Below are 23,858 nucleotides of genomic sequence, written 5' to 3'. Positions count from 1 at the left end.
GCCAGGTGCGAATGACGGTGGTCATGGTGTTGCCGCCGGGATGAGAACGGTGGCGGTGGTGTCGCGGATCCAGACCACGCCGCGGTCATCGACCAGGACGATCGCACCGTCCCCGGTGACCCCGAGGGCTTGGACGGTTCCCGTGGTGGTGCCGACGTCCTCCCAACCGGTGCCGACCAGACGTCGCAACATCCCGTCGGTGTCCACTCCGACCACCCCACCGGTTGGGTCGGTCTCCACCAGGTACAGCACTGGCGCGTCCGGCGCCGGGGTGAAGGTGGCGCCACCGTCGGTGCTGCGCTGCAGCCCGTCCTGGGTGGCGGCGTACAGGGTGCCGTCGGTCGCGGCGGCCAGGTCGACGGCGGGCAGCTCGGCACCGTCCGCCCAACTCTGCCCGCTGTCGCTGCTGGTGCGCAGCAGCGGGCGGGAGGATCCGATCCCGTACAGGGTGCCGTCGCCGGTGACGGTGAGGACGTGGAAGTCTTCTTCCCCGGTGAACGCGACCGGTTCCCACGAGGCGCCGGCGTCGAGGCTGCGGATGATGCCGAGGTTGGGGGCGCCGAGTTCCGCCGGGGTGGATTGGCCGGGGTGTCCGGACGCGTAGAGGGTGTCACCGGTAGCGGTCAGTCCCATCGCGTCCAGGTCGATGCCACCGACCGGGCCGGTGACGGTGCCGTCCTCGCCCAGCGTGTACAGGCCGGTGTGGGTGCCCAGCAGCACGGTGCCGTCACCGTCGTCGACGATGCCGTGCACATGCCCGAACCCGGCCGCGGTGCTCGCGGGTGCATCGGGCTCCGCAGGGGTGGTGCTGCAGCCCGTGAGCAGCAGCGCGACGGTGACGGTGGCCGTGATCGCCAGTCTGCGGGTGGTGGGAGAGATCATGAACGGAGGGCCTTTCCGTGCGGGTACGCCGGATACCGGTGACCGCACAGGGGTCGAGGGTGGGGCCTCGGACGGGACCGGCATCGGGAGCGCGGGTCCCGTCCGAGGGGTACCGGGTCAGAGGCTGGCGAGGATGTCCTGCATCGTGGTGATCTCGGCGGTCTGCCCGTCGATGATCTGCTGCGCGAGGGCGGCCACGTCCGTGTTCTGTCCGTCGGTGAGCACCGACTGCGCCATCGTCACGGCGCCCTGGTGGTGAGCGATCATGCCGTTCAGGAACAGGCGGGTCGCCTCGACCCCGGTCGCGGCATCCAGAGCGGCCATGTCGTCCTCCGACATCATCCCGCCGCCCATGTCCATGCCGTCCATCCCGGACATGGAGTCGTCGTACGGGACGCCCCACTCCTCCAGCCAGCCCTTCATGGTCTGGATCTCCGGGTCCTGTGCGGCCTTGATCTGCTCGGCGAGGGAGACGACCCGCTCGTCGATACCGTCTTTCGCGAGGATCTGATCGGCCATCTCGATGGCCTGCTGGTGGTGCGGGATCATCATCGTCACGAACATCTGATCTGCCGCGTTGAACGACGCAGACTGTGACGGCGCAGGTGACGTGCTGCTCATCCCCCCGGAGCCGTGATCCATGCCGGGCATGGTGCCGTCCGTGGGTGCGCAGCCGGCGAGGACAAGCACGGCGGCGAGAGCGCTGGCGGTCAGCGCAAGAGTGCGGAATCGCATGAGAAAAAGGTCCCTATCTAGTCAGTCGGTGAAGGTCTGATTCGGTGCCCCACACAGGGCATGTTGACGCGCCCCGGGATCACCGAGGGCACGCGACTCGAATCAGGTTCGACTGATGGACAGGACGATCAATGAGGGCGGTCGTGGGTGCGGCAACCGGGCGAGCAGGGACCGCCCACGAGCGTGCGCGCGCGCCAGCGTGTAGGCGAGGAGAGCCAGGGCGGTCGGCGCCAGGAGAATGATGACCGCCGCCAGCAGAGCCAGCACGCACACCATCATCAGCATCGAGTGATCAGGCATGCCCGCCGGGTAACTGCAGTCGCCTGCGCAGTGACCGGCCGATGATCCCTCCTCCATCGCGGCCGCACCGGCCCCGCCGACCGACGTCGCCGGGGCGACACCGGCGCTGTGGACGTTCGCCATGGTGGTCTCTGCAGTCGGGGAAGCATGAGATCCGGTCAGGGTGTGCATGCCGAGAAGACCCGTGATGATCGCAAGCGCGACAGGAACCAGAACCAGAAGTCGGCGCAGCACACTCGGGACACGCTCATGCGAACGAATCCTCAACATGGCCGACCTCCCTCCGCATCCAGGTTAGCGTCCGCGTCACCCCGCCCCCGACACCGCTCTCCCACACGACGGCCGCCGTCTTCCCCCAGCGTATACCCTTCAGGGGTATTGCAGCTGAGTTGAGGTGCGTCTCTCCTGCTTGAGGATATGCATTGTCGTGGGAACAGTATCGGTCTGACGTCCCGGCGGGCGGGTCGGGTTGCGCTACCGGGTGGGGTATGCTGGGCGGGAGAGGTGGTGAGTGTGAACCGGGTCATGACCATGTATCGGCGGGGACGCCGATCTCGTTATCTCTCCCTGTTGCCTTTCGCCGCGGTCATCGCCGTCATCGCCGGGCTTCTAGCGATGCACTCATTGAGCCTCGAAGATGACCCGGCGGCCACCGTCACCACCATCGTCACCGTGGCGCCCCCCTCCGCGGGGGTAGACGCCACGTCCGTCGACGCGATCACCCCCATGCCCTGCGAGGGAGCGATCTGCGAGTCAGGTCATGCTGCCGGCACCGCCACGTGTCTCCTCGCATTGCTGACGCTGCTCTTGTTGCTCCTGCCGACGCGAGCCGGATGGGCGGATCTCCTCGCGCGGATCCGGCACCTCTGCATGAGCTCACCGCACGCGGATTCTGTCTCCTCATGGTTCCGTCCCTCGCTGGTCGCCCTGTCGATCAGTCGCACCTGACTCGCGCCCGATCTACCGCGACCGCGATCGGGGTCAGCCCCGCTTAGGCCGTACCGAGCAGTGCGCTCTGCCCTGCTGGGGCATGTCCTGCTGGGCGCTCCCGATTGTCGTCTGCGCAGCTCGTAGCCGCGCGGATTTCCCGGCGCCGTGACCATGTGTCGTGATGTGACCTGGTCTCTCGTCCCCACGGGTCGCGGGAGCCGCGCGGTCGACCGCCTGTCCGCGGTGTCCCGCGCCACTGTGGCGTCATGTCCACGCCCGACGCCACCATCCATCATTCGTCGACTTCGAAAGACCCCATGCTCGTATTGCCTTGCCCTTCCCTCACTGCTGTCGTCCGCGACGTCTCTCCCACGAGGAGGGTGATCGATCGTCGGATCACCCACCGTGTCGTGACCGGGGCGGACGCATGACCACCACCGTCGCGGCAGTGCACACACGTCGGAGTAGGCGTGAAGCGGCAGCCGCGGCAGATGCTGCCCGCCGCCGTTCACGTCGCACAGGACGGGGGCGGCGTCACGTCATGGCCGGAACGGTGATGCTCGTGGTGGCAGGACTTGCCGCAACGCCGTTGCTGGTGCCGCTGACTCCCGATCCGGCGTTCGCGGTGGAAGAGCCCGCCACCCCGCCCCGGCCGCAGACATTCATCGCCACCCACACCCTCCCGGCGCCCGAAATGGACCGCGGCGAGTATGAGGCGGTGCTGGCGGCCCCTGCCGGGACCGAGTCGTACGCGCACACCGCGGACACGTTCACCAATGACCCGGCGTCGGCGGTGCAGTGGCCGTTCACGGTGGGGGTGCCGATCAGCAGCACGTTCGGGTATCGCACCCGGCCGTGCCCGTCGTGTTCCAGCGATCATGCCGGCCTGGATATGACCCCGGGCATCGGCACCCCGATCCAGGCGATGGCCGACGGGGTGGTCACCACTGCGACGGAGCAGGGCGGCGCGTACGGGGTGTATGTGGTGATCCGGCACGAGATCGACGGGCAAGTCGTGGAGAGCGTCTACGCGCACATGCTGGAAGGGTCCCTCGCCCTCACCCCGGGGCAGACCGTGCGGGTGGGGCAACTGGTCGGACGGGTCGGGAACAGTGGACGCAGCACCGGCGCGCACCTGCATTTCGAGGTGCGCGTCGGCGGGGAGCCGGTCGATCCGCTGGTGTGGATCCCCGCGAACAGGAGACCCTGATGCGCGCCATCGTGGTTCCGGCGCTGATCCCGAGCCCGGGGATCAGCTTCGTGCAGGTCGGGCCGTTCCAGATCCGGTTCTACGCGCTGGCGATCCTGGCCGGGATCGTGCTGGCGGTGCTGATCACCGGCCGTCGACTGCGGGCAGTCGGGCACCCGGCCGGGGTCGTGGTGGATGTGGCGATGTGGGCGGTCCCGTTCGGGATCCTCGGCGCCCGCATCTACCATGTGCTCACCCATCCGGGCGACTACTTCTTCCCTGGCGCGGATCTGTGGCGGGTGCTCTACATCTGGGAGGGCGGGATCGCGATCTTCGGTGCGATCCTGGGCGGGCTGGTCGGGATTGTGATCGGTACCCGCCGCGCCGGGATCCCGGTGCTGCTGTTCCTGGACGCGCTCGCCCCGGGGATGCTGGTCGCCCAGGCGGTGGGGCGACTGGGGAACTACTTCAACCAGGAACTGTTCGGCCCACCCACCAGCTTGCCGTGGGGGTTGCAGATCGACCCCTCAGCCCCCGCGATCCCGCCGGGGACCCCGGCGGGGACCCTGTTTCATCCGCTGTTCCTGTACGAGCTGCTGTGGAACCTGGCCGGTGCCGCCGTGATCGTGCTGCTCGAGCATCACCGCCGCCGGCACGGCCGGATCACGTTGGGCACCGGGCGGAGTCTGGGCGTGTACCTGCTGTGGTACGGGGCGGGGCGGGCGGTGCTGGAGTCCATCCGGCTGGATCCCACCGAGCTGCTCGCCGGCGGGCTGAAAGCGAACGTGCTCACCGCCCTGGTGGCCGCCGCACTGGGGGTCGGGCTGCTCGCCCACGCCTCCTGGCGCGCCCGCCGCCGCGCACCCGTCCGGGAGAGGGGGGATGCGCGTGTCGATCCGCAGTGAGCAGGCCCCGCAGCTGCCCGCCGATCACGTCGACCGGCCGGTGGAGGAGCCCACGAATCCGCGCCTGAGCGTTTCGGGGTGGGCGCGGTGGGCGTGGCGGCAGCTGACCAGCATGCGCACCGCCCTGGTGTTGTTGCTGCTGCTCGCGATGGCCGCGATCCCCGGGTCGTTGATCCCGCAACGCTCCTCCGACCCGAACGGGGTGATCCAGTTCGACAAGACCAACCCGGGCTGGATGTGGGCGGTGGACCTGCTGCAGCTGCACGACGTGTTCGGGTCGGTGTGGTTCTCCGCGATCTACCTGCTGTTGTTCGCGTCGCTGATCGGCTGCGTCATCCCCCGCATCCGCCACCACCTGAAGGCGCTGCTCGCCCCGCCCCCGGCCACCCCCCGCAACCTGTCCCGCCTGCCCGCCCACACCCGCCGCCTCCTCCCCGACACGCCCCCCGGTGCGGTCCTGGACGCGGCCGAGAAGGCGCTGCGCCGGCAGCGGTACCGCACCCGCCGGGTCCGCGGCGACGACGGACGGGACTCGGTCGCAGCCGAGCGCGGCTACCTGCGGGAGACCGGGAATCTGCTGTTCCACGTGGCGCTGCTGGCGGTGCTGATTGTGGTCGGCGTTGGCAGTGGGTTCCGGTTCACCGGGCAGCGGGTGCTGGTGGAGGGTCAGACGTTCGCGTCCACCCGGATCGCGTACGACTCGTTCACCGCCGGTCAATTCGTCACTGATGCGCAGATTCCCCCGTTCTCTCTCGCCCTGGACCGGTTCCGCGTCGACTACGTCCTGGACAACGTCAACGCGCTCGGCATGCCGAAGAGCTTCGACGCGCAGGTCACCACCACCACAGGCGGCACCCGGCAGGCCTCGAGCATCCGGGTCAACGAGCCGCTGCCGGTGGCCGGCACCGACATCTACCTGCTCGGCAACGGGTACGCCCCCACCATCACCGTCCGAAACCCGGCTGGGAAGACCGTGTTCAGTGACACGGTCCCGTTCCTGCCGCAGGACGCGAATATGACCAGCCTGGGCATCGTGAAGGTTCCCGACGGGTTGGCCGAGCAGGTCGGCCTGGTCGGGATGCTGTACCCCACCCGCGCGACCACCGCCTCTGGGGCGTTCGCGTCCAGCTACCCGGACCTGCTGGACCCGGTCGTCACCTTCAACGTGTACGTCGGCGACCTGGGCCTGAACACCGGGGTCCCGGTGTCGGTGTACGCGCTGGACACCAGTACCCTCACTCAGATCGCCGGGCGCGGCACCCCCACTCCCGCCCTGCAGTTGGTCCCCGGCACCCCGGTCCCTCTGCCGGACGGTCTGGGCACGATCGAGCTCGGCCCGATCCCGCGGTTCGCGTCGCTGGAGATCGCCGCCGACCCCACCCAAATCCCTACCCTGATCGCCGCGGTCGCTGCGATGGCCGGGCTGGCTCTGTCCCTGTTCGTGCCCCGCCGCCGCCTCTGGGTCCGCACAGCAATCGGCCGGGACGGCGGCACGGTGCTCGAGGTCGCGGGGCTCGCCCGCGGCGACGACCCCCGTCTGCAAGCCACCGTCGACACCCTCGCCACTCACCTCACCCCCACCCTCAACACCCCTTCGAGGAGGATCCGATGACTCCGTTCCTTGACGCCCTGTCCCTGCTGCTGGTGTACTCCGCGATCGCGATCTACGCCGCCGCGTTCGTCGCCTACACGCTCCACCTCGCGCGCCGCGCTAGCACCCCTGCCGTCCCGGCCACCGCCCGGGTACCGGTCACCACCGGCGCCGGCGCCACCACCGACCCAGACCTGGCAGGCACACCCGCCGACACTTCCCCTACCGCCGACGCCGCGCCCGGTGCCGCCGCCCCGGGTGGCGGACGGCGGGCGGGGAAGGCGGCGCGGGTCGGGTTCGCGTTGACCGTGCTGGGCTGGGTGTTTCACCTTGCCGGGGTGGTGCTGCGCGGGGTCGCCGCGGACCGTGTGCCGTGGGCGAACATGTTCGAGTTCTCCCTCACTGGCACCGCCCTGATCATCGCCGCCTTCCTGGCCGTGTCGCTGCGGGTGCGGTTGGCGTACCTGGGCAGCGCCGTGCTCGGGCTGACCGTGTTGCTGCTCGGCGTCGCGGCAGTCAGCTTCTACGTCCCCGTCGTCCCCCTGATGCCCGCCCTGCAATCCGGGTGGCTGGTCATCCACGTGCTGGTCGCGCTGCTGGCGACCGCGTTCTTCGGGCTCGCGTTCCTCGTCTCCCTCACCTACCTGCTCACCACCCGCCGCGGCCCTGGCCACTCGGGCCGGCTCACCCGGCTGCGTGATAGTCTGCCGGGCCCGGACGATCTGGACCGGCTCGCATACCGGCTGACGATCGTCGGGTTCATCCTGTGGACCTTCACCCTGATCGCCGGGGCGATCTGGGCCGGCCGCGCCTGGGGCAGGTTCTGGGGGTGGGACGTGAAAGAGGTCTGGACGTTCATCATCTGGGTCCTCTACGCCGGATACCTGCACGCCACCGCCACCCGCGGCTGGGCCGGCACCCGCGCCGCCTGGCTGTGCATCGTCGGCTTCGCCGCCGTGCTGTTCAACTTCGGCGTCGTCAACGTCTTCTTCACCGGCCTGCACTCGTACTCCGGACTGTGACCCGCCCCCTGCGAAAGGACCCGCTCATGACCCGCACCACCCCCCGCCCCGCCGCGGCTGAGGACCCGCAACGCGCTTGGCGGCGGCACCGCCTGCTCGTCCGAGTCGGCCAGGCCGTTATGGCCCTCGGCGGGATCGTCGCGATCATCCACTGGCTCGCGCATCTGGAAGTGTTCGGCCCCGGGCAGCCTCCCGGCTGGCTCGACCTGGTCGCCGGGTACCCGACCGGGGCGCTGTTGCTGATCACCGGCGCTATCCTCGCCGGCCGCCGCCGCCCCACCAGCAAGAACAACTGACCCGACAGGAACAGTCCGCATGCACGCCCCCATCCACCTCACGCACAGGCCTCGCCGTCGGGCCGTGATCACCGGAGCGATCGCTGTGTTCGGTGCGCTCGCCCTGCTCCTGTCCGGCTGCGCGGCCGAGACCCCGGATTTGTTGTCGTCGTCTGCGCCCCCCGGCTACCTCTCCGCGGATCAAACCGTGCGGGAGATCCCCGCCGATCAGCGCGACGGCCCGGTCACCTTCACCGGCACCACCGACACCGGGGCCAAGGCCGATTCTACCGCGTGGGCGGGCTCGGTCGTCGTGGTGAACTTCTGGTACGCCGCCTGCCCGCCCTGCCGTGCCGAAGCGCCCGACCTGGAAGCTCTCGCCCAGACCTACCAGCCCGACGGTGTCGTGTTCATCGGCGTCAACGTGCGCGACAGCGCCGACACCGCCGCCGCGTTCGAGAATCAGTTCGGCATCACCTACCCGTCGATCCTGGACGCCACCACCGGTACCGTGCAAGCTGCGTTCGCCGGGAAAGCCGCCCCCGGCGCCGTGCCCACCACCATCGTCCTGGACCGCACCGGCCGGATGGCCGCCCGCATCATCGGGCAACTCCCCACCCGCACCACCCTCGCCTCCCTCATCGACACCGTCCTCGCCGAGACGAGCCCCTGATGGGGGAGATCATCACCGCCGGCAGCATCTGGGCCGCCCTCCCCCTCGCCCTCCTCGCCGGGCTGGTGTCCTTCGCCTCCCCCTGCGTGCTCCCCCTCGTTCCCGGCTACCTCGGCTACCTCACCGGCACCACCACCGCCGCGGGGGTCTCCCGGTGGCGGGCGCTGGCCGGGACCGGGCTGTTCACCCTCGGCTTTTCCGTCCTGTTCATCGGCTACGGGGCCGCGTTCGGCGCCCTGGGGGCCTGGCTCACCCGCTGGCAAGATCTCCTCACCCGCATCCTCGGGATCGTCGTCCTGCTGATGGGGCTCGTATTCCTCGGCGTGTTCCGGCTCTTCCAACGCACCGCGAAACCCGCCATCCACCCACCCCGCGGGCTGGCCGGAGCCCCCCTGCTCGGCATCGCGTTCGGGCTCGGCTGGACCCCGTGCCTGGGCCCCACCCTCGCCGCGATCTCCGCCCTCAGCCTCACCACCGGCAACCCCGCCCGCGGCGCCCTCCTCGCCGTCACCTACTGCCTCGGTCTGGGGCTGCCCTTCATCGCCGCTGCGGCCGGCCTGAACTGGGCCACCGGAAGCATCGCGTTCCTGCGCCGCCACATCCGCACCATCAACATCACCGGCGGGATCCTCATGATCGCCACCGGCATCGCGATGATCAGCGGAGCCTGGACACTCCTCATCTCCAGCATCCAGAACCTCATCGGAGCCACCGTGCTCCCCCTCTAACACGACCGACCGCCAGGACGGGCACCCCGGGCGGGCACGCCGCCCGGCAACGCCGACCGCAGTGACCGGCTCCCTCCGCATCAGAGAAAGGACAGACCATGCGACCACACGGCACCCGTGACCGCGCCCCATCCCGTCCGAGCCGGACCCGGCCCGCGGCTCCCCGGCGCTGGGGGCCGGGGGCGTCTGGGTCGCTGCCGCCGCCGCGGCCGCCGGGGTCGGGTCGGCGTACTGGGACGACTCCTGGCACACCACCCTCGGCCGGGACAGCACCTTCATCCCCCCGCACCTGCTGCTGTATGCGTCGATCCTCACCGTCGGGGTCGTGATCGCCGGCTGGGGGTGGCGGCGCCTGGCCGCCACAAGCTCAGTGGCCGCCGTGTTCCGCACCCCCGGGTTCGCCCTCGCGGTCGCCGCGGCGGTCGCGACCGCGGCGGCCGCCCCCGCCGACGCGTTCTGGCACACCGCGTTCGGGCGTGACGCGGTGCTCTGGTCGCCCCCGCACCTGCTATCGGTGATCGGCACCCTGTGCGTGCTGATCGGCCTGCTCACCGGCACCGACCGGCACGTGCCCGCTCCGCCGCGGATCGCCCTGGCCGCAGGCGTGCTGGGGGCGGCGCTGATCATCGTGATGGAATACGACACCGACGTGCCCCAGTTCACCGAGACCCTGTACCTGCCGCTGCTGCTGGCGACCACGCTCGGCGCGGCATGGGTGATCACCGCCCTGGTCCCCGGCCGCACCCGCATCGTCCTCGTCGTCGCCGGGTACCTGGTGTTCCGGGTGGTGCTGTGGGTGCTGCTCACCAGCGCGGGGTGGCTCGCCCCCGACCTGCCGGTCGCCGTGGCCGGGCTCTTCCTGCTGGCCCTGCCCGTCCCCCGGTGGCGGTGGCCGGTGGCCGCCCTCGCCGTGACCACCCTGCAACTGCTGGCCTCCGGGACCGGGATCAGCAGCGTCCCACCCACCCCCGTCGCCTGGTCCGCCGTCGGCACCACCACGGTGATCATCGTCAGCATGATCGCCCTCACCGTGCGGCCGGGGACTCGCCTCCGATCCGGGGCCGCGGCCGCGGCCCTCACCCTTCTGCTGGTCGCCCTCGCCCCGCCGCCACCCGCGCAGGCGCACGACCCCGGCCAGGGCACCGCCTACGGCACCGCACAGATGACAGTCACCGGCGACGGCACCGGGCAGCTGACCGTCACCATCACCGGCATCCGCCTCAACGACGACACCGACCTCACCCCGACCCGGTTGGTCGCCCGCCGCGCCGGAGAGGACCTCACCGCGCCGCTGCGCGCGCAACCCGGCACCCCGCCTCCCGGCACCTTCACCGGGGAACTGGCGCTGCCGTCACCGGGGCTGTGGTTCGTGTACGCCCAGTTCGCCACCGGCGAACGCACCCTCGAGGTGTGGGTGCCCGTCGATCAGCAGCTCACCGGCCCGCAAAGCCAGCAGCGCAACCTGTACCAGCCCGTCACCGCCGCCGCCCCGCCACCGGGGCAGATCCTCCTCGGCGCCGTGCTCCTCGCCGTCTCGGCGGCGCTCACGGTCGCCGCGGCCGTCACCGTCGCCCGCCGCCGACGCGTCCTCCCTCCCGCGACCACCTGACCACGGCGAGGTCACCGCGCCCCGTTGCGGGCGGGCGGGCGATCTCGGCCCCCGGCAACCGAAACGGTCGGGCACGATCAGCTGAGCGCCCCTGGCATCGGCATGCTGTGCTGCCGGAGGGCTCGGACGTGACTCGACGCGGCAACGGCGATGACGGCGGGCTTCTTCGGCCCGTAGGGGTTATTCGGTGACGTTGATGATCATGGTCAGGCCGCCGGCGCCGTCGGTTTCGACGTTGTTGTTGGTGGTGTGGTGGTTGATGTGGCAGTGGATGAGCCACTGGCCGGGCTCGAGCGCGTTCCAGAGCACGTCGTAGCGTTGTCCCGGCCCGACGTTGATCGTGTCGGCCTGGAACTGCTGCGCCGTGGTGAGGGCCGCCCCGTCGCGGGCGACGACGGTGAACGGGCCGCCGTGGATGTGCATCGGGTGGATGTCGATGGTGTTCGAGCCGATGAACCGCACCCGGAGGGTCTCGCCCACCTTCATGTCGATGGTCTCGGTGGCCGGGTATGCCTTCCCGTTGATGGTGAAGTAGTTCGGCATGCCCCCTTCCATCGGCATCGCCGGATAGGTCAGTCCCTCCCGGGACAGCCACTCCTGCAGCTGGATCGTGTACTCGTGATCGGCGGGCGGCTGCAGGCCAGGGTCGGCGGGGTCGATGATCAGCGCCCCGTACAGGCCGAGGGCCTGCTGCCGGTCGGCGTGATCGTGGGAGTGGTAGAAGAACGTGCCCCACTGCTTCACCGTGTACTCGTACCGGTAGGTGTCGCCGGGCTGGATGGGATCCTGGGTGATCCCGGCGGGCCCGTCCATCTCGTTGGGCACGTCCAGGCCGTGCCAGTGCACGGTTGTGGACTCGTCGAGCTCGTTGGTGACGTCGATGCGGATCCGGTCGCCCTGGGTGACCTGCAGCCGAGGCCCCGGGATCTGCCCGTTGTACGCGTACGCGTCGACGGTGACGCCCGGGAGGATCTCCCAGCGGATCTGGGACACGGTCAGTTCGAACACCTTCACCCCGTCCTCGATGCGGGCAGGTTCCAGCACCTCGTCGCCGCGGGTGTCCACGTCGTACGCGGCGGTCGCGTTGCGCGGGTCGACGGCGGCCATGTCCCGCATCGCCTCGGCGGGGGTGTCACGGGTCATGATCATCCCGGGCGGCATGATCAGCCCACCGACGTCGTGCGCGCTGAGAGTCATGTTGACGGCGTTCGCGGGGGCGACCATCCCGACCACGAGCGCGATCGCGGAGAACGCGCCGACCACGGTCAGCTGCGGCACGGTCACCGCTCCGGCGCCAGAAGGCTGGTGCGCCTCATGCCCCGACCCCGGCGACGACGCACCGCCCGCCGCCTGGTCGTGGCCGGCGTGCGCCTCCGGCGGCCGCGGGCTGTGCTGCGCGTGCGCGTCATGCTCCTGGGGGTGGGTGGCGGGCTGGGGGCGGACGGTCATCAGACCGTGCTTGAGGCCCTTCTTCACCATCCACACGTTCACGGAGTAAGCGAGCACGAACCCGACCGCGATCCCGAAACTCATCACCGCCCAGAACAGCAACTCGGTGGGCAGCATGGCCCGCATGTCGCGGCCCATCATCAGCAGCGACATCACCGGCGCCATGCCCGCCATCATCAGGTTCATGCTGATGAACTCGGGCAGGAACGAGCGGCGCACGTTCTGCCAGTAGCTGCCGCCCATCATGTTCTTCATGAACAGGGCCTGGAACACGAACAACCCGAACGCGAACCCGGCGGCGTACTCGATGATCAGATCCAGCCACATCGGCAGGCCCAGCGACGCGACGACGACGGCGGCGACGATGATGCCGGTGGCATCGCCCGCGACGCAGTGAATGGTCGACCCGATGCCCTGCTTCCACAGCGGCCGGGTGAACTCCTCATGCTCTCCCGGCCGCGGCTCCTTGTCCGCGAGCACATACAGCAGCGCCCCGATCGGCCCCAGGCAGAGGGTGACCAGGATGAAGCCCCACTTCATCACCGCCGGCTCCGGGTTGTGACGGAACTGGTCCACCCCGACCCAGATCGTGCTGATCGCGACCAGCACGAACCAGGCGACCAGGAAATAGTCGATCGGTTGAATCAACCTCGCCCGCCTCTCCCTCGCACACGACTCCCCCGCACCTTATACCCCCTATAGGTATTCTTTCAATCGGCGCCGCCTCGGGTGCCGACGGGTGCACGTGCCCGGTGGGGCGAACCTGACGCAGCCGAGACGATCGCGGCGGAGTTCAGCGACCCGTGCCGTCCTCAACGGCGCCGCCGAAGAAGTCCGCACCGGCAGACTCGACCCCGACGGCATCACGGCGATCCTGCTGCCCGCCTTCACCGACACCACCGCACCCCGAGGGCACTGATCCTTCCGCTCAGGAGACGGACGTCGTTCGGCGATAATCGAGAACGACGTGCCGGTGGACGCGATGTGGCTGCTCTGTCGGCGAAGGCGTGGAGGGCCTGCGGCCGGGCGGGATCCGGGAGACGCAAAGGTCGGATTGGTACAGTGAGGGACTATGCCCCGCGACCCCCGATCCCGGCCCGACCGGGTCATCGCGGCGGGGTGGTGGTCGGGGCGGCTGCTGACCATCCTGGGCCTGGCACTTGTGCTCATCATCGGCGGCTGGACCACCTCCCACACCACGGCTGACGCGCACGCCGACACCAGTGCGGGCTCCCCCGTCGCGACCGGCTCTACCCCAGACTCGGGGGCACCGGTGGAGGGCCGGACGGCGTCGTCCTCTGCGGGGGTGTCCGTCGATGCGTCCGGGGCGTGGGGGTGCCTGATCGGGGTGGTGTGCACGCTGCTGGTACTGGCGGCCGTGACGGGGTTGCGGTTACAGAGCCGGCTGCGGATACTGCGGGTATCCCGTCCGGTGCGCGCGCCGCTGCTGGTGCCGGTGCCCGTGTCGCGGCGTCCGGCCGCGCCCTCACTGCTGCTGTTGTCGATTTCCCGAACCTGAGATCCGGCATGCCGCCCACCCATGGGCGGCGTCTTCCCGCCCGCCCGTGTGCGGGCGCTGTGTGATGCCGATTTCTAGGTTTGGAGAATGTCTTGACGACCCGTATCACGGCGGCCCCCGTCGCCGGTCCAGTGCCGACGGCTGCGGCCGGTCACCGCCGCCCACCCGGCCCCGCTCGGCCCCGTCCGGCCCCGTCCCGCCGCGGCGCCGGCGCGATCATCCTCCGTCCGTTCCCGCCCCGGCCCTCTTGTGCGGGGAGGGGGTGGTGATGCGGTCGGGGTTGACGCATCGGCGGGCGATCATCGTCGGGGCCGGGCAGGCCGGGCTCGCGGTGGCCGCCGCGCTGATCGGGTTGGGGTTCCGGCCGCAGCAGGAGTTCGTGGTCGTCGACGCCGCCACGGACCGGCAACGCAGTTGGGCGTCCCGCTGGCATTCGATGCGGCTGCTGTCCGACGCCCGCCACAGCACGCTTCCGCTCCGGCCGCTGCCGCTGGACCCGCACGAGCATCCCCGGGCCGATGAGATCGCGAACTACCTGGACCAGGTGCAGCACACCCTGGGGGTGGACCCGTTCTGGGGGTTGCGTGTGGTCGGGGTGGAACGCCGCGGTCACGGGTCGGTGCTGCAGCTGCAGACCGCGGAGGGCGACGTGCAGACCCGCAACGTGGTGTGCGCGACCGGCGCCGCCACCCACCCCCGCATCCCTGCGTGGGCGCAGCAGCTGCGGGTGCCCGGGGTGGTGCTGCACAGTGCCCACTACCAGTTCCCCCGGCAGGTGCCCACCGGGCGGGTGCTGATCGTCGGCGGAGGGAACAGCGGGGTGCAGCTGGCGCGAGAGCTGTCCGCCTCCCACGAGGTCACCCTCGCGGTCCGCACCCGACGGCCGCACCGACCCGCCCGTACCTTCCCCGTCCACGCCCGGGCAGGCTCGTCCTGGCTGGGTCGCCCACCCGCCGTGCAGCCGGTGTTCGGCGACAGCTACCATGCGCTGCGTCACGCGGGTGTGGCGGTCGCCCCGGCGGTGACCGGCGCGGACGGCGGGCAGGTCACGTTCGCCGATGGCAGCACCCTCGCCCCGGACTCGGTAATCCTCGCCACCGGGTACGACCCCGGCGACGACTGGCTCCCCGCCGAGGCGACCGCAGCCCGGTCCCGCCCGGCGATGACCGGGCTGCCGGGCTTGTTCGTCGCCGGGATCCCCGCCCACAGCCGCCCCGGAGCGGACACCCTCGCCGGGGTGTCCCGGGACGCCGCCGTAATCGCCCGCACCATCGCGGACCGGCCATGACCGCCACCCCGACGACCCTCCAGGACCCGCACGGACGCCCCCAACCCACCCCGCCGAACCGCCGCGCCCGGGCGGTGATGCCGTTGGCGATGGCGTTGCCGGTCGCGGCAGCCGCGGCGGTGCTGATGGATCTCGCCTACCCGGAGGTGGGATTCTGGCCGGCCGCGTTCGCCGCGACCGGGCTGCTGCTTCTCGCCCTGATCGGCCGGAGCGTGTGGGGGGCGGTGGCGGTCGGGGCGGTGTTCGGGTTGCTGTTCTTCGGGCTGCTGGTGTCCTGGACGACCCGGTATCTCGGGCCGGTGCCGTGGGCGGCACTGACCGTGGTGGAAGGGACCCTGACCGCGGTCGGGATCATCCCGCTGGCACTCGCCTACCGGTGGGTGCCGCGCGCCGCCCCCGGCCCGGTCGGACGCCTGCTCCTGCTGCCGGGCCTGGTGGCCGCGTTGTGGACGGGCCGGGAGGTGCTGCTGGGCGCCTGGCCGTACGGGGGGCTGCCGTGGGCGCGGCTCGGGATCACCCAAGCCGACAGCCCCCTCGTTCAGACGGTGTCCTGGGTCGGGGTGAGCGGGCTCACCTTCCTGATGGTCTTCACCGTCGCCGCCGCGATCGAAACCATCCGGACCGGCCGGTGGCGTCGCCCGTTCCCCGCCGCCGTACCCGCCGTACCCGCCGTCACCACCCTGATGCTGGTCCTGGTCCCGGCGTTTCCCACCACACCGGCCGGGACGATGCGGGTCGGGGCGGTGCAAGGCAACGGCCCGTCCGGGTACTTCGACCAGCGCACCGTTGGGGCGATCGCCCGGGCGCAGGGGGACGCGACCGGCCCGGTGCTCGACGCGGATGTGGATCTGGTGGTGTGGCCGGAAGGGCTGGATGCTGACCCGTTCCAGACCCCGTGGCTGGCCGCGTACCTCACCGGCATCAGCACCCGGGCAGGTGCCCCGCTGCTGGCGAACGCGGCCACCACGGCGGGCGGCAACATCTACAACACGTCGTTCCTGTGGGACCCGGCCACCACCGGTGCCACGCCGCAGCGGGAGCAGGTGCAGACGCACGCGAAACGCCACCCGGTGCCGTTCGGCGAGTACGTGCCCGACCGGGCGTTCTACACCCTGCTCGCTCCCGACCTGGTCGGGCTGCTGCAACGCGACTACGCGCACGGCACCGACCTGCCCATGGTCACCGTCGGCGACGTGCCGGTGGGGTTGGCGATCTGCTTCGACGTGATCTACGACGAAGTCATCGCCGAGAGCGTCACCGCCGGCGCGGAGCTGCTGGTGTTCCAGACCAACAATGCCGACTTCCGCGGCACGGACGAGAACCTGCAGCAGCTCGCGGTCGCCAGAATCCGCGCGGTGGAGACCGGCCGCACCGTGGTGAACGTCTCCACCGTCGGCGCCAGCCAGATCATCCGCCCCGACGGCAGCACCCTCACCGGTCTGCCCGCCGGACAGGCCGGGGCGATGATCGCCGACACCGACCTGCGCGCCGGGCTCACCCCCGCCGTCCTCATCGGGCAAGGCGTTTCCACTGTCACCCTATGGGGTGGGCTGGGTGGTCTCGCCCTCACCGGTGCGATCGCCCGGCGGCGACGCCCCCCTGCCGTGGCCTGACCAGGCATGCCCGCCAGACAACCCGGGGCTATCCGACGGGCGGGAGGACGAGGCGGCGGATCTCCGCAGCGATCAGGTCCGATTCTGTGGCGGGGATGCAGTGGCCGGAGCAGGCAGCGACCACGTGCCGGCCCTGCCGGGACTGTGCGGCCCGATACCGCCCGGCGGCGGTCGCGGCATCCCGGACCCGTCGCGGCATCCCGTCCGCGAGACTGCCGGAGATGACGGTGACCGGGACATCGGGCAGCACCGGCGGGTCGCCGCGCCAGGCGTGCAGCTCGGTGAGGAACGTGCGCGCCTGCCGACCCTGGGTGACCACCACCGCGGGCCGGAACGCCTCCCGGTGAAGATCCGCCCGCACATCCTCGGGCATCCCCTCCCCGAGGAACCGGAAGAACCGCTCCAGCAACCCCACCCGTGCCAGCACCCACTCCACGGCGATCACGATCTTCTCCCCGACCCGGAACGGCACACCGAACTGCTGGGTCGCTGCCTCGTCGGTCGGATCCACCAGCACCAGACCGGCCTCCCGGTCCGGGCGGCCGGTCTGCTGCCTGCCGCACGATCGGGCCGCCCGCGGAATGCCCCACCTGCACGAACCCGCTGCTCGGCTCGAGGCCGTCCAGCAAATCGTTCAGGTCGTCGGCCATCCGGTCCAGGGTGCGCCCTGCACTATCCGGGGCGGACCGGCCCAGCCCTGCCCGGTCATACACCACGGCCCGCGTGAACGCGGCGACCCGGGTCTGCAGCAACGCCCAGGTGGAGCGGGGCGACGCCCATCCCGCCTCGAACACCACCGTCGGCGCCCCGGGGGTCCCGGCCGGGGCGGGCAGCACCATCGTATACAGGGCGCGCTCGTCACGGGTGCGCACCCACACCGGCTCCCCCTGCGTGTGCACACGCTCCCCCGCCGTGACCCGCCCTACCGGTCCGTGCCCTGGCGGGAGGCGCCGGTCGCGGCGCGGTGGGCCTTCTCCCGCAGGGCCAGCAGGGCGAGGGTGTCGTCCTTGATCTGGGTGCGGCCGAGGATGCCCCAGTGCGCGCTCAGGTGGTCTTCGAGGTAGCGCAGCACCCGGGCGAACGGGACGGTGTGCCACGGCGCCCCCGCCCCGGGCGGGGAGGTGGGGTTGCCGAACACGACCGTGCGGATCGTGTGCCCTTCCGGCGCCACCGTCCGTCCCGTTTCCAGCAGTTCGGCGACCAGCCGGGCGGCATCGGTCGGGGCGCAGCACCCGAACCGGGTGAACGCGGCTTCCAGCACGGCCGGGTCCCGCATCGCCGGGTTGGGGTGCGGGCGGCCTTCCTTGACCTCGCCGAGGATCATGTCCGCTCCGCCCCCGGCGCCCAGGGCCGGGTCCAGCGGTGCGTCGACGGTCCCAGACGCTCCCGGTGCCCGGTGCAGCCGCACGGCGAGGATGTCCAGGTCGGTGATGGTGCGCGGCCCGGCCAGCCCGGTGGCATCCAGCACCGGGTATTCGGCGACGGTGAAGTAGCCGTTGACCCGCAGGTAGGCCTGCACCAGCCCGACCGCCGTGTCCACCCTCTATCTCCGACCGGTTGTCTGGCCGGTCAGGCGGCGTTTGTGTAGCGGGCGGGGTCGGCGTCGAACAGGGGCCCGCAGTCGGCGCAGCAGAACCAGTACCGGGTGCCCTGGTAGTCGCGGAACAGGCCGCGCTGCTCGGCCCAGGCCGGGTCGACCTGGTTGCCGGGCATCACCGGGCAGGTCACCAGGTTCGTCGCGCCCGCCGGCGGCTCGTGATGGTGATGTTCGTGCGCACCATGCTCGTGTCCCCCATGGGCGTGCCCGTGCGTGTGGTCGTGCCCGGGGTGGTCGTGGTCGTGGGACATGGTGTTTCTCCTTCTTGAGCGATGGTTAGGCCCGGACGGGCGCGGGCTCCCGGCTGGCGGGCGCGGCGGCGGGTGTCGGGGTGGGGAGGGCGCGGAAGCGGCGCAGTCGGAGGCTGTTGGTGACGACGAACACGCTGCTGAACGCCATCGCAGCTCCCGCGAGGATGGGGTTGAGCAGGGCGAGCATCGCGACCGGGAGGGCGGCGACGTTGTACGCGAACGCCCAGAACAGGTTCCCCTTGATCGTGCCCAGGGTGCGGCGGGCCAGCCGGATCGCGTCCGGGACCAGCACGAGGTCGCCGGAGACGATGGTCAGGTCCGCGGCGGTGATGGCCGCGTCGGTGCCGGTGCCCATCGCGATCCCCAGGTCTGCCGCAGCGAGGGCGGCGGCGTCGTTGACGCCGTCGCCGACCATCGCGACCACCCGGCCCGCGGCCTGCAGGTCGCGGATGGTGTCGAGCTTGCCCTGCGGGGTGACCCCGGCACGGACGTCCTCGATCCCGGCCTGGTCGGCGATCGCCCGCGCGGCGCCGGGGTTGTCGCCGGTGAGCAGGATCGGGGTCAACCCGAGCTCCCGGAGCCGGGTGACCGCCTCACGGCTGGTGGGTTTGATGGTGTCGGCGACGCTGATCGCCCCGCGCACCTGCCCGTCCCACGCCACCACCGTCACCGTCGCCCCCGCCGCCTCGTCCGCCGCGATGGTCGCGGCGAGGTCGGTAGGGACGGGAAGTGCCCATTGGGTGGTGATCCAGGAGGCGCGGCCGGCGGCGACCAGGCGGCCGTCGACGATGCCCTGCACGCCCTGCCCGGCCACCGCGGCGAACGATTCCACTGCCGCGAGCGGGCCGCTGGCCGCGTTGGTGATGGCGCGGCCGATGGGGTGTTCGGAGCCGTGCTCGAGCGCCCCGGCGACCTGCACCAGCTCCGTCTCGTCGGTCCCTGCGGCGGGGTGGGTGGCGGTCACGGTCATGGTGCCGGCGGTGATGGTGCCGGTCTTGTCCAGCACGACGGTGTCGATGCGGCGGGTCTGCTCCAGCACCTGGGGTCCGCGGATCAGGATGCCCAGCTGCGCGCCCCGCCCGGTGCCGACAAGCAGCGCGGTCGGCGTCGCCAACCCGAGCGCGCACGGGCACGCGATGATCAGCGTCGTCACCGCGGCGGTGAACGCGACCTCCGGGGAAGCCCCGATCAGAAGCCACACCGTGAACGCGACGATGGCGAGGGCGATGACGATGGGGACGAAGATCGCGGAGACCCGGTCGGCGAGGCGCTGCACCTGCGCCTTCCCGGTCTGCGCCTCCTCCACCAACCTGGCCATCCGGGCCAGCTCCGTGTCCGCGCCGACCCGGGTGAGCTCCACCAGCAGCCGGCCGCCGGTGTTCACCGTCGCGCCGACCACCTTCGAGCCGGGGGCGACTTCGACGGGGACGGACTCGCCGGTCAGCATCGACTCGTCCACCGCGGAGACACCCTCGGTGACGACACCGTCGGCGGGGATCTTCTCCCCCGGCCGCACCACCACAATGTCGCCGGGCACCAGCTGGGCGACCGGGACGCGCTGCTCGACACCCGTGCGGAGGATGACGGCGTCTTTCGCGCCCAGCTCCAACAGGGCGCGCAGAGCCTCCCCGGATTGCCGCTTCGCGCGGGTCTCCAGGTAGCGGCCGAGGAGGATGAACACCGTCACCAGGGCGGCGACCTCCAGATACACCTCGTGACCGCCGGACTGCGGGGTGCCGACGAAGGTCACGCTCATCCGCATCCCGGGCATCCCGGCACCGCCGAAGAACAGGGCATAGAGGGACCAGCCGAACGCGGCCAGCACGCCCAGGCTGATCAGTGTGTCCATCGTCGCCGCACCGTGACGGGCGTTGATCGCCGCGGCACGGTGGAACGGCCACGCCCCCCACACCACCACCGGGGCCGCCAGGGTCAGGGTCAGCCACTGCCAGTAGGTGAACTGCAGCGCCGGGATCATCGACAACACCGCCACCGGCACCGCCAGGATCGCCGAGACGATCAGCCGCTGCCGCAACGACACCAACTCCGCATCCTGCGGCGTGGTCTTCTCGTCGGGGGTGTCGACGGGTGGGGCGGGGACGGATGCCCCGTACCCGGCCTGCTCGACCGCCGAGATCAGCTCCTCCACCGGCACCGCGGACTCGGCGTGCACGCGGGCCTTCTCGGTGGCGAAGTTGACCGTCGCCGCCACCCCGGGCAGCTTGTTCAGCTTCCGCTCCACCCGGGTCGCGCACGACGCGCAGGTCATCCCGGTGATGTCGAGATCGACATCCGTCGTCGTCGTGGTCATGACGCTGAGGCGAGGCTGTAGCCGGCCTCCTCCACCGCCGCACGCACCCGCTCCGCATCCACCGGCGCGGCGCTGGACACCGTCACCGTGGACACACCGCCGGCGTGCAGATCGACCGCGACGTCGGAGACGCCGTCGATCGCGGAGACCTCTTCGGTGACGCTACGCACGCAGTGCGCGCAGGTCATCCCCTCCACCAGGAACCGCGCCGACACGGTCTCGCCCGCCGCCGTCTGCTGCGCCGGTGCGCCGGTGTCGGTGGCTGCCGTGGCGTGGGAGGTGGAGCTGCAACAGGCGCAGCCACCGCCGGTGCTGGTCGCCTGCAGGCCGAGGTCCTGGAATCCCTGTCCGGTCATGATGTGCTCCCTTCAAGAGCGTTGAACGATGTGAGTGGGGACGACGTTAGGAGCGCACGAGGCGCGCGATCGCGGCGTTCGCCTCGCGGAGCTTCTCCTCCGCGACCGGGCCGCCTTCGGCGGTCGCCTGCACGACGCAATGCGCGAGGTGGTCTTCCAGCAGCGACAGCGCGACGGACTCCAGCGCCTTCGTCGCCGCCGACACCTGGGTCAGCACGTCGATGCAGTACACGTCCTCGTCGATCATCCGCGCGATCCCGCGCACCTGACCCTCCGCGCGGCTCAGCCGCGCCAGCAGCGCCGGCTTGTTGTCCACATACCCGTGTGCCATCTCGCACCCCCACCCACAATCTACCATACCCTGTAGGGGTACAGGGTGTAGGGTGAGGTCATGACCGGCATCCAGGAGCCGCGGCCCGCACAGACCACCCGTTGGCACGTCGTGACGGGCGGTCCCAGCTCGGGCAAGACCACCACGGTCAACCTGCTGCGGGGCCGCGGGTACACGACCACGATCGAGCACGCCCGCCACTACATCGACCTGCAACGGATCACCGGGCGCAGCACCGCGGAGGTGCGGGCACGGCAGAGCGAGTTCCAGCGCGCCGTCGTCGACATGCAGATCGAGCAGGAACGCTCCCTCGACCCGCAACAGACCGTGTTCCTGGACCGTGCTCTGCCGGACTCGCTCGCCTACTACCGCTTCCTCGGCCTCGCCCCCGGCACCGCCCTGCTGGGCGCGCTGGCCGGCGCCCGGTACGCGACGGTGTTCCTGCTTGACCTGCTCCCGCTGGCGTCCGACTACGCGCGCACCGAGGACCCCGCCGCGCAGCGGCGCATCCACGACCTGCTCGGGCTGGTGTACCAGGAGCTGGGCTTTCCCGTCGTCACCGTCCCCGCACTCGCCCCCGACGCGCGCGTCGACTTCATCCTCGAACGAGCATCGGCCGGCACTCCAGCCGAGAGGGGCGTGAGCTGATGGGCGCGGGGAGTAGCCGGTACCGGCAGATCGGGGCCGTGCTGCGCCGGCACGGACTCGGCGTCCTGGCCGGCGTGCTGGGCCTGGGCGGCTTGGTGCCGTTCCACCGCGGCGCCCTCGGACACGCCCGGCAGGAGGACCCCTACACGAACCCCGAGCATGTGCGGGTCGCGTTGGAGGAGCTCGGGCCGACGTTCGTGAAACTGGGCCAGATCCTCTCCACCCGGCACGATCTGCTCCCCGCGGCATGGGTCGCCGAGTTCGCCAAACTGCAGGACGACGTCGCCGCGGCACCGTGGGAGGGCATTCGGGACGTGCTCCGTGAAGAGCTCGGCGCCGACCCAGAGCACGTGTTCGCCCAGTTCGACCCGGTGCCGCTGGCGGCGGCGTCCATCGGGCAGGCGTACGCGGCAACTCTTCACGACGGCACCGAGGTCGTCGTGAAGGTGCGCAGGCCCGGCGTGGTCGCGCAGGTGCATGAAGACCTGGACATTCTCCGCAACCTCGCCGACCGCGCCGACCGGCGCTGGGATACCATCCGGCAGTACGACCTGCCCGGGCTGGTGGAGGAGTTCTCCCGCACGCTGCGTGCCGAGCTGGACTACCTGCAGGAGGCCCGCAACGCCGAACGGTTCGCGCAGGAGTTCGCCCACGCGGCGCGGGTGCGGATTCCCCGCGTGCACGGGGAGACCACGACCTCGCGCGTGCTGACCCTGGAGCGGATGAGCGGTGTGCGGATCGACGACCTGGAGGGCCTGGACGCCGCCGGCATCGACCGGGTCGCACTCGCGCGGCTGGGTGCCGACATCGTGCTCACGATGGTGTTCGACAACCGGTTCTTCCATGCCGACCCCCATCCCGGGAACATGTTCGTGCAGCCCGACGGCGCGCTCGCGCTGATCGACTTCGGGATGGTCGGGGAGCTCACCGAACAGACCACGGACGGCCTCGCCGGCATCGTGCTCGCCTTCACCCGCGACGACCCGGACACCCTCACCACCGCCCTGATAGAACTCTCCCGGACCGCCGACGTCGTCGACCGGGCAGGGCTGCGGCAGGCGATCACCGCGTTCACGGCCCGCTACCGGGGCCGTTCGCTGTCGGAGATCAGCCTCGCAATCATGCTCCAGCAGCTGCTCGGCATCCTGCAGCAGCACCAGCTGCACCTTCCGCAGGAGACGGCGCTGCTGTTCAAAGTGCTGATGATGGCCGAAGGGACCGCGGCGCGGCTGGATCCGGACTTCCAGATGCTCGACGCCCTGCAGCCCTACGCTGAGCAGCTCACCCGCGCCCAGCTGTCCCCGCCGGCTCTGGCCCGGCGATGGGCGCGCGCGGGAGCCGACACCGGGGCACTGCTCACCGAGCTGCCCGCCACCCTGAGCCGGCTCCGGCATCTCCTCGAAGACGGCGGGTTCGAGGTGCACCTGCGCGCGACGGAGCTGGAACCTCTCGTCGGGCGCGCCGAACGCATCGGCAACCGTGTCGTCGCGGGAATGATCGCCGCCGCGCTGATCGGCGGGATCGGCACCCTCGTCGGCGGGAACACGAAATGGCGCTCCCGGGAAGGCGTCCTGATCGGCGCCGGGACCGGCACGATCGGCGCGCTCGGCGGCTATCTGCTGTGGACGCTGCGGCGCCGCCGACCCCGCCCCTGAC

24 protein-coding genes are annotated in these 23,858 nt (G+C 71.1%); 14 read left to right on the top strand and 10 right to left on the bottom strand.

What is annotated here, in order from left to right:
* Window positions 1-21: 21 nt before the first annotated feature.
* The 3 genes from Q0568_RS10745 to Q0568_RS10735 form a co-directional block, all read right to left on the bottom strand.
* Window positions 22-882: a F510_1955 family glycosylhydrolase gene (locus tag Q0568_RS10745; RefSeq protein WP_298866249.1), complete on the bottom strand. Its 861-nt coding sequence runs from the start codon at window positions 880-882 to the stop codon at window positions 22-24.
* Between the two features lie 117 nt (window positions 883-999).
* Window positions 1,000-1,617, bottom strand: coding sequence for a DUF305 domain-containing protein (locus Q0568_RS10740; protein ID WP_298866247.1), 618 nt, complete (start codon window positions 1,615-1,617; stop codon window positions 1,000-1,002).
* Window positions 1,618-1,719: 102 nt separating this feature from the next.
* Complete coding sequence (locus Q0568_RS10735; RefSeq protein WP_298866245.1) at window positions 1,720-2,187, bottom strand: DUF6153 family protein; 468 nt, start codon at window positions 2,185-2,187, stop codon at window positions 1,720-1,722.
* Window positions 2,188-2,442: 255 nt separating this feature from the next.
* On the opposite strand from Q0568_RS10735, the gene Q0568_RS10730 reads away from it, so the two are divergent.
* The 9 genes from Q0568_RS10730 (at window position 2,443) to Q0568_RS10690 (ending at window position 10,839) form a co-directional block, all read left to right on the top strand.
* Entirely contained in the window at window positions 2,443-2,865 is a 423-nt protein-coding gene (locus tag Q0568_RS10730) for a DUF6153 family protein (protein ID WP_298866242.1), read from the top strand.
* A 523-nt stretch (window positions 2,866-3,388) separates the two neighbouring features.
* On the top strand, window positions 3,389-4,057 hold the full coding sequence (locus Q0568_RS10725; RefSeq protein WP_298866240.1) for a M23 family metallopeptidase: 669 nt from the start codon (window positions 3,389-3,391) through the stop codon (window positions 4,055-4,057).
* Window positions 4,057-4,941: a prolipoprotein diacylglyceryl transferase gene (lgt, locus tag Q0568_RS10720; RefSeq protein WP_298866238.1), complete on the top strand. Its 885-nt coding sequence runs from the start codon at window positions 4,057-4,059 to the stop codon at window positions 4,939-4,941. Before Q0568_RS10725 ends, lgt begins: the two co-directional genes overlap by 1 nt.
* Window positions 4,925-6,553 (top strand): cytochrome c biogenesis protein ResB, encoded by a 1,629-nt coding sequence (locus Q0568_RS10715; protein ID WP_298866236.1) that lies wholly within the window; start codon window positions 4,925-4,927, stop codon window positions 6,551-6,553. Before lgt ends, Q0568_RS10715 begins: the two co-directional genes overlap by 17 nt.
* Window positions 6,550-7,554: a c-type cytochrome biogenesis protein CcsB gene (gene ccsB, locus Q0568_RS10710; protein WP_298866234.1), complete on the top strand. Its 1,005-nt coding sequence runs from the start codon at window positions 6,550-6,552 to the stop codon at window positions 7,552-7,554. Before Q0568_RS10715 ends, ccsB begins: the two co-directional genes overlap by 4 nt.
* 26 nt (window positions 7,555-7,580) lie before the next feature.
* Complete coding sequence (locus Q0568_RS10705) at window positions 7,581-7,850, top strand: hypothetical protein (RefSeq protein ID WP_298866232.1); 270 nt, start codon at window positions 7,581-7,583, stop codon at window positions 7,848-7,850.
* 19 nt (window positions 7,851-7,869) lie between these two features.
* Window positions 7,870-8,502 (top strand): TlpA disulfide reductase family protein, encoded by a 633-nt coding sequence (locus tag Q0568_RS10700; RefSeq protein ID WP_298866230.1) that lies wholly within the window; start codon window positions 7,870-7,872, stop codon window positions 8,500-8,502.
* On the top strand, window positions 8,502-9,230 hold the full coding sequence (locus Q0568_RS10695; RefSeq protein WP_298866228.1) for a cytochrome c biogenesis protein CcdA: 729 nt from the start codon (window positions 8,502-8,504) through the stop codon (window positions 9,228-9,230). The genes Q0568_RS10700 and Q0568_RS10695 overlap by 1 nt, the downstream gene beginning before the upstream one ends.
* 325 nt (window positions 9,231-9,555) lie before the next feature.
* Window positions 9,556-10,839, top strand: coding sequence for a hypothetical protein (locus tag Q0568_RS10690; RefSeq protein WP_298866226.1), 1,284 nt, complete (start codon window positions 9,556-9,558; stop codon window positions 10,837-10,839).
* Between the two features lie 180 nt (window positions 10,840-11,019).
* Here Q0568_RS10690 and Q0568_RS10685 read toward each other — a convergent pair whose 3' ends face one another.
* On the bottom strand, window positions 11,020-12,936 hold the full coding sequence (locus Q0568_RS10685; RefSeq protein WP_298866224.1) for a multicopper oxidase domain-containing protein: 1,917 nt from the start codon (window positions 12,934-12,936) through the stop codon (window positions 11,020-11,022).
* A gap of 424 nt (window positions 12,937-13,360) precedes the next feature.
* Here Q0568_RS10685 and Q0568_RS10680 point away from each other — a divergent pair, with 424 nt between their 5' ends.
* From Q0568_RS10680 to lnt, 3 genes are all read left to right on the top strand, one after another.
* A complete protein-coding gene (locus Q0568_RS10680) occupies window positions 13,361-13,807 on the top strand; it encodes a hypothetical protein (protein WP_056518817.1) in 447 nt (148 codons plus the stop codon).
* 268 nt (window positions 13,808-14,075) lie between these two features.
* A complete protein-coding gene (locus Q0568_RS10675) occupies window positions 14,076-15,095 on the top strand; it encodes an NAD(P)-binding domain-containing protein (RefSeq protein ID WP_045245675.1) in 1,020 nt (339 codons plus the stop codon).
* Window positions 15,092-16,708 (top strand): apolipoprotein N-acyltransferase, encoded by a 1,617-nt coding sequence (lnt, locus tag Q0568_RS10670; RefSeq protein ID WP_298866217.1) that lies wholly within the window; start codon window positions 15,092-15,094, stop codon window positions 16,706-16,708. The genes Q0568_RS10675 and lnt overlap by 4 nt, the downstream gene beginning before the upstream one ends.
* 28 nt (window positions 16,709-16,736) lie before the next feature.
* Here the strand turns inward: lnt and Q0568_RS10665 are convergent, their stop codons facing one another.
* The 6 genes from Q0568_RS10665 to Q0568_RS10640 all read right to left on the bottom strand — a co-directional run bounded on the left by Q0568_RS10665 (window position 16,737) and on the right by Q0568_RS10640 (window position 21,554).
* A complete protein-coding gene (locus Q0568_RS10665; protein WP_298866216.1) occupies window positions 16,737-17,225 on the bottom strand; it encodes an alpha/beta hydrolase in 489 nt (162 codons plus the stop codon).
* Window positions 17,226-17,630: 405 nt separating this feature from the next.
* Entirely contained in the window at window positions 17,631-18,248 is a 618-nt protein-coding gene (locus Q0568_RS10660) for a hypothetical protein (RefSeq protein ID WP_298866215.1), read from the bottom strand.
* 29 nt (window positions 18,249-18,277) lie between these two features.
* The gene (locus Q0568_RS10655; RefSeq protein ID WP_298866214.1) at window positions 18,278-18,556 is read right to left on the bottom strand and encodes a YHS domain-containing protein; all 279 of its coding nucleotides are present in this window, start codon (window positions 18,554-18,556) and stop codon (window positions 18,278-18,280) included.
* Between the two features lie 25 nt (window positions 18,557-18,581).
* The gene (locus Q0568_RS10650) at window positions 18,582-20,867 is read right to left on the bottom strand and encodes a cation-translocating P-type ATPase (protein WP_298866213.1); all 2,286 of its coding nucleotides are present in this window, start codon (window positions 20,865-20,867) and stop codon (window positions 18,582-18,584) included.
* A complete protein-coding gene (locus tag Q0568_RS10645) occupies window positions 20,864-21,223 on the bottom strand; it encodes a heavy-metal-associated domain-containing protein (RefSeq protein WP_298866212.1) in 360 nt (119 codons plus the stop codon). Before Q0568_RS10645 ends, Q0568_RS10650 begins: the two co-directional genes overlap by 4 nt.
* A gap of 46 nt (window positions 21,224-21,269) precedes the next feature.
* Entirely contained in the window at window positions 21,270-21,554 is a 285-nt protein-coding gene (locus tag Q0568_RS10640) for a metal-sensitive transcriptional regulator (protein ID WP_298866211.1), read from the bottom strand.
* Window positions 21,555-21,614: 60 nt separating this feature from the next.
* Here Q0568_RS10640 and Q0568_RS10635 point away from each other — a divergent pair, with 60 nt between their 5' ends.
* Both Q0568_RS10635 and Q0568_RS10630 read left to right on the top strand, forming a co-directional pair.
* Window positions 21,615-22,202 (top strand): ATP-binding protein, encoded by a 588-nt coding sequence (locus tag Q0568_RS10635; RefSeq protein ID WP_036286077.1) that lies wholly within the window; start codon window positions 21,615-21,617, stop codon window positions 22,200-22,202.
* Window positions 22,202-23,857, top strand: a complete 1,656-nt coding sequence (locus Q0568_RS10630; RefSeq protein ID WP_298866210.1) for an AarF/ABC1/UbiB kinase family protein — start codon at window positions 22,202-22,204, stop codon at window positions 23,855-23,857. Before Q0568_RS10635 ends, Q0568_RS10630 begins: the two co-directional genes overlap by 1 nt.
* Window position 23,858 lies beyond the last annotated feature (1 nt).

Source organism: uncultured Microbacterium sp. (assembly GCF_937927635.1).
Taxonomy (GTDB): Bacteria; Actinomycetota; Actinomycetes; order Actinomycetales; family Microbacteriaceae; genus Microbacterium.
Note: the sequence above shows the minus strand (reverse complement) of the source record. Positions and strands in the feature narration are given on the sequence as shown.

Coding starts and splice junctions, on each gene's coding strand:
- Q0568_RS10745 (WP_298866249.1), bottom strand. CDS start 882: ATGATCTCTCCCACCACCCGCAGACTGGCGATCACGGCCACCGTCACC.
- Q0568_RS10740 (WP_298866247.1), bottom strand. CDS start 1,617: ATGCGATTCCGCACTCTTGCGCTGACCGCCAGCGCTCTCGCCGCCGTG.
- Q0568_RS10735 (WP_298866245.1), bottom strand. CDS start 2,187: ATGTTGAGGATTCGTTCGCATGAGCGTGTCCCGAGTGTGCTGCGCCGA.
- Q0568_RS10730 (WP_298866242.1), top strand. CDS start 2,443: ATGACCATGTATCGGCGGGGACGCCGATCTCGTTATCTCTCCCTGTTG.
- Q0568_RS10725 (WP_298866240.1), top strand. CDS start 3,389: ATGGCCGGAACGGTGATGCTCGTGGTGGCAGGACTTGCCGCAACGCCG.
- lgt (WP_298866238.1), top strand. CDS start 4,057: ATGCGCGCCATCGTGGTTCCGGCGCTGATCCCGAGCCCGGGGATCAGC.
- ccsB (WP_298866234.1), top strand. CDS start 6,550: ATGACTCCGTTCCTTGACGCCCTGTCCCTGCTGCTGGTGTACTCCGCG.
- Q0568_RS10705 (WP_298866232.1), top strand. CDS start 7,581: ATGACCCGCACCACCCCCCGCCCCGCCGCGGCTGAGGACCCGCAACGC.
- Q0568_RS10700 (WP_298866230.1), top strand. CDS start 7,870: ATGCACGCCCCCATCCACCTCACGCACAGGCCTCGCCGTCGGGCCGTG.
- Q0568_RS10695 (WP_298866228.1), top strand. CDS start 8,502: ATGGGGGAGATCATCACCGCCGGCAGCATCTGGGCCGCCCTCCCCCTC.
- Q0568_RS10680 (WP_056518817.1), top strand. CDS start 13,361: ATGCCCCGCGACCCCCGATCCCGGCCCGACCGGGTCATCGCGGCGGGG.
- Q0568_RS10675 (WP_045245675.1), top strand. CDS start 14,076: ATGCGGTCGGGGTTGACGCATCGGCGGGCGATCATCGTCGGGGCCGGG.
- lnt (WP_298866217.1), top strand. CDS start 15,092: ATGACCGCCACCCCGACGACCCTCCAGGACCCGCACGGACGCCCCCAA.
- Q0568_RS10655 (WP_298866214.1), bottom strand. CDS start 18,556: ATGTCCCACGACCACGACCACCCCGGGCACGACCACACGCACGGGCAC.
- Q0568_RS10650 (WP_298866213.1), bottom strand. CDS start 20,867: ATGACCACGACGACGACGGATGTCGATCTCGACATCACCGGGATGACC.
- Q0568_RS10645 (WP_298866212.1), bottom strand. CDS start 21,223: ATGACCGGACAGGGATTCCAGGACCTCGGCCTGCAGGCGACCAGCACC.
- Q0568_RS10640 (WP_298866211.1), bottom strand. CDS start 21,554: ATGGCACACGGGTATGTGGACAACAAGCCGGCGCTGCTGGCGCGGCTG.
- Q0568_RS10635 (WP_036286077.1), top strand. CDS start 21,615: ATGACCGGCATCCAGGAGCCGCGGCCCGCACAGACCACCCGTTGGCAC.
- Q0568_RS10630 (WP_298866210.1), top strand. CDS start 22,202: ATGGGCGCGGGGAGTAGCCGGTACCGGCAGATCGGGGCCGTGCTGCGC.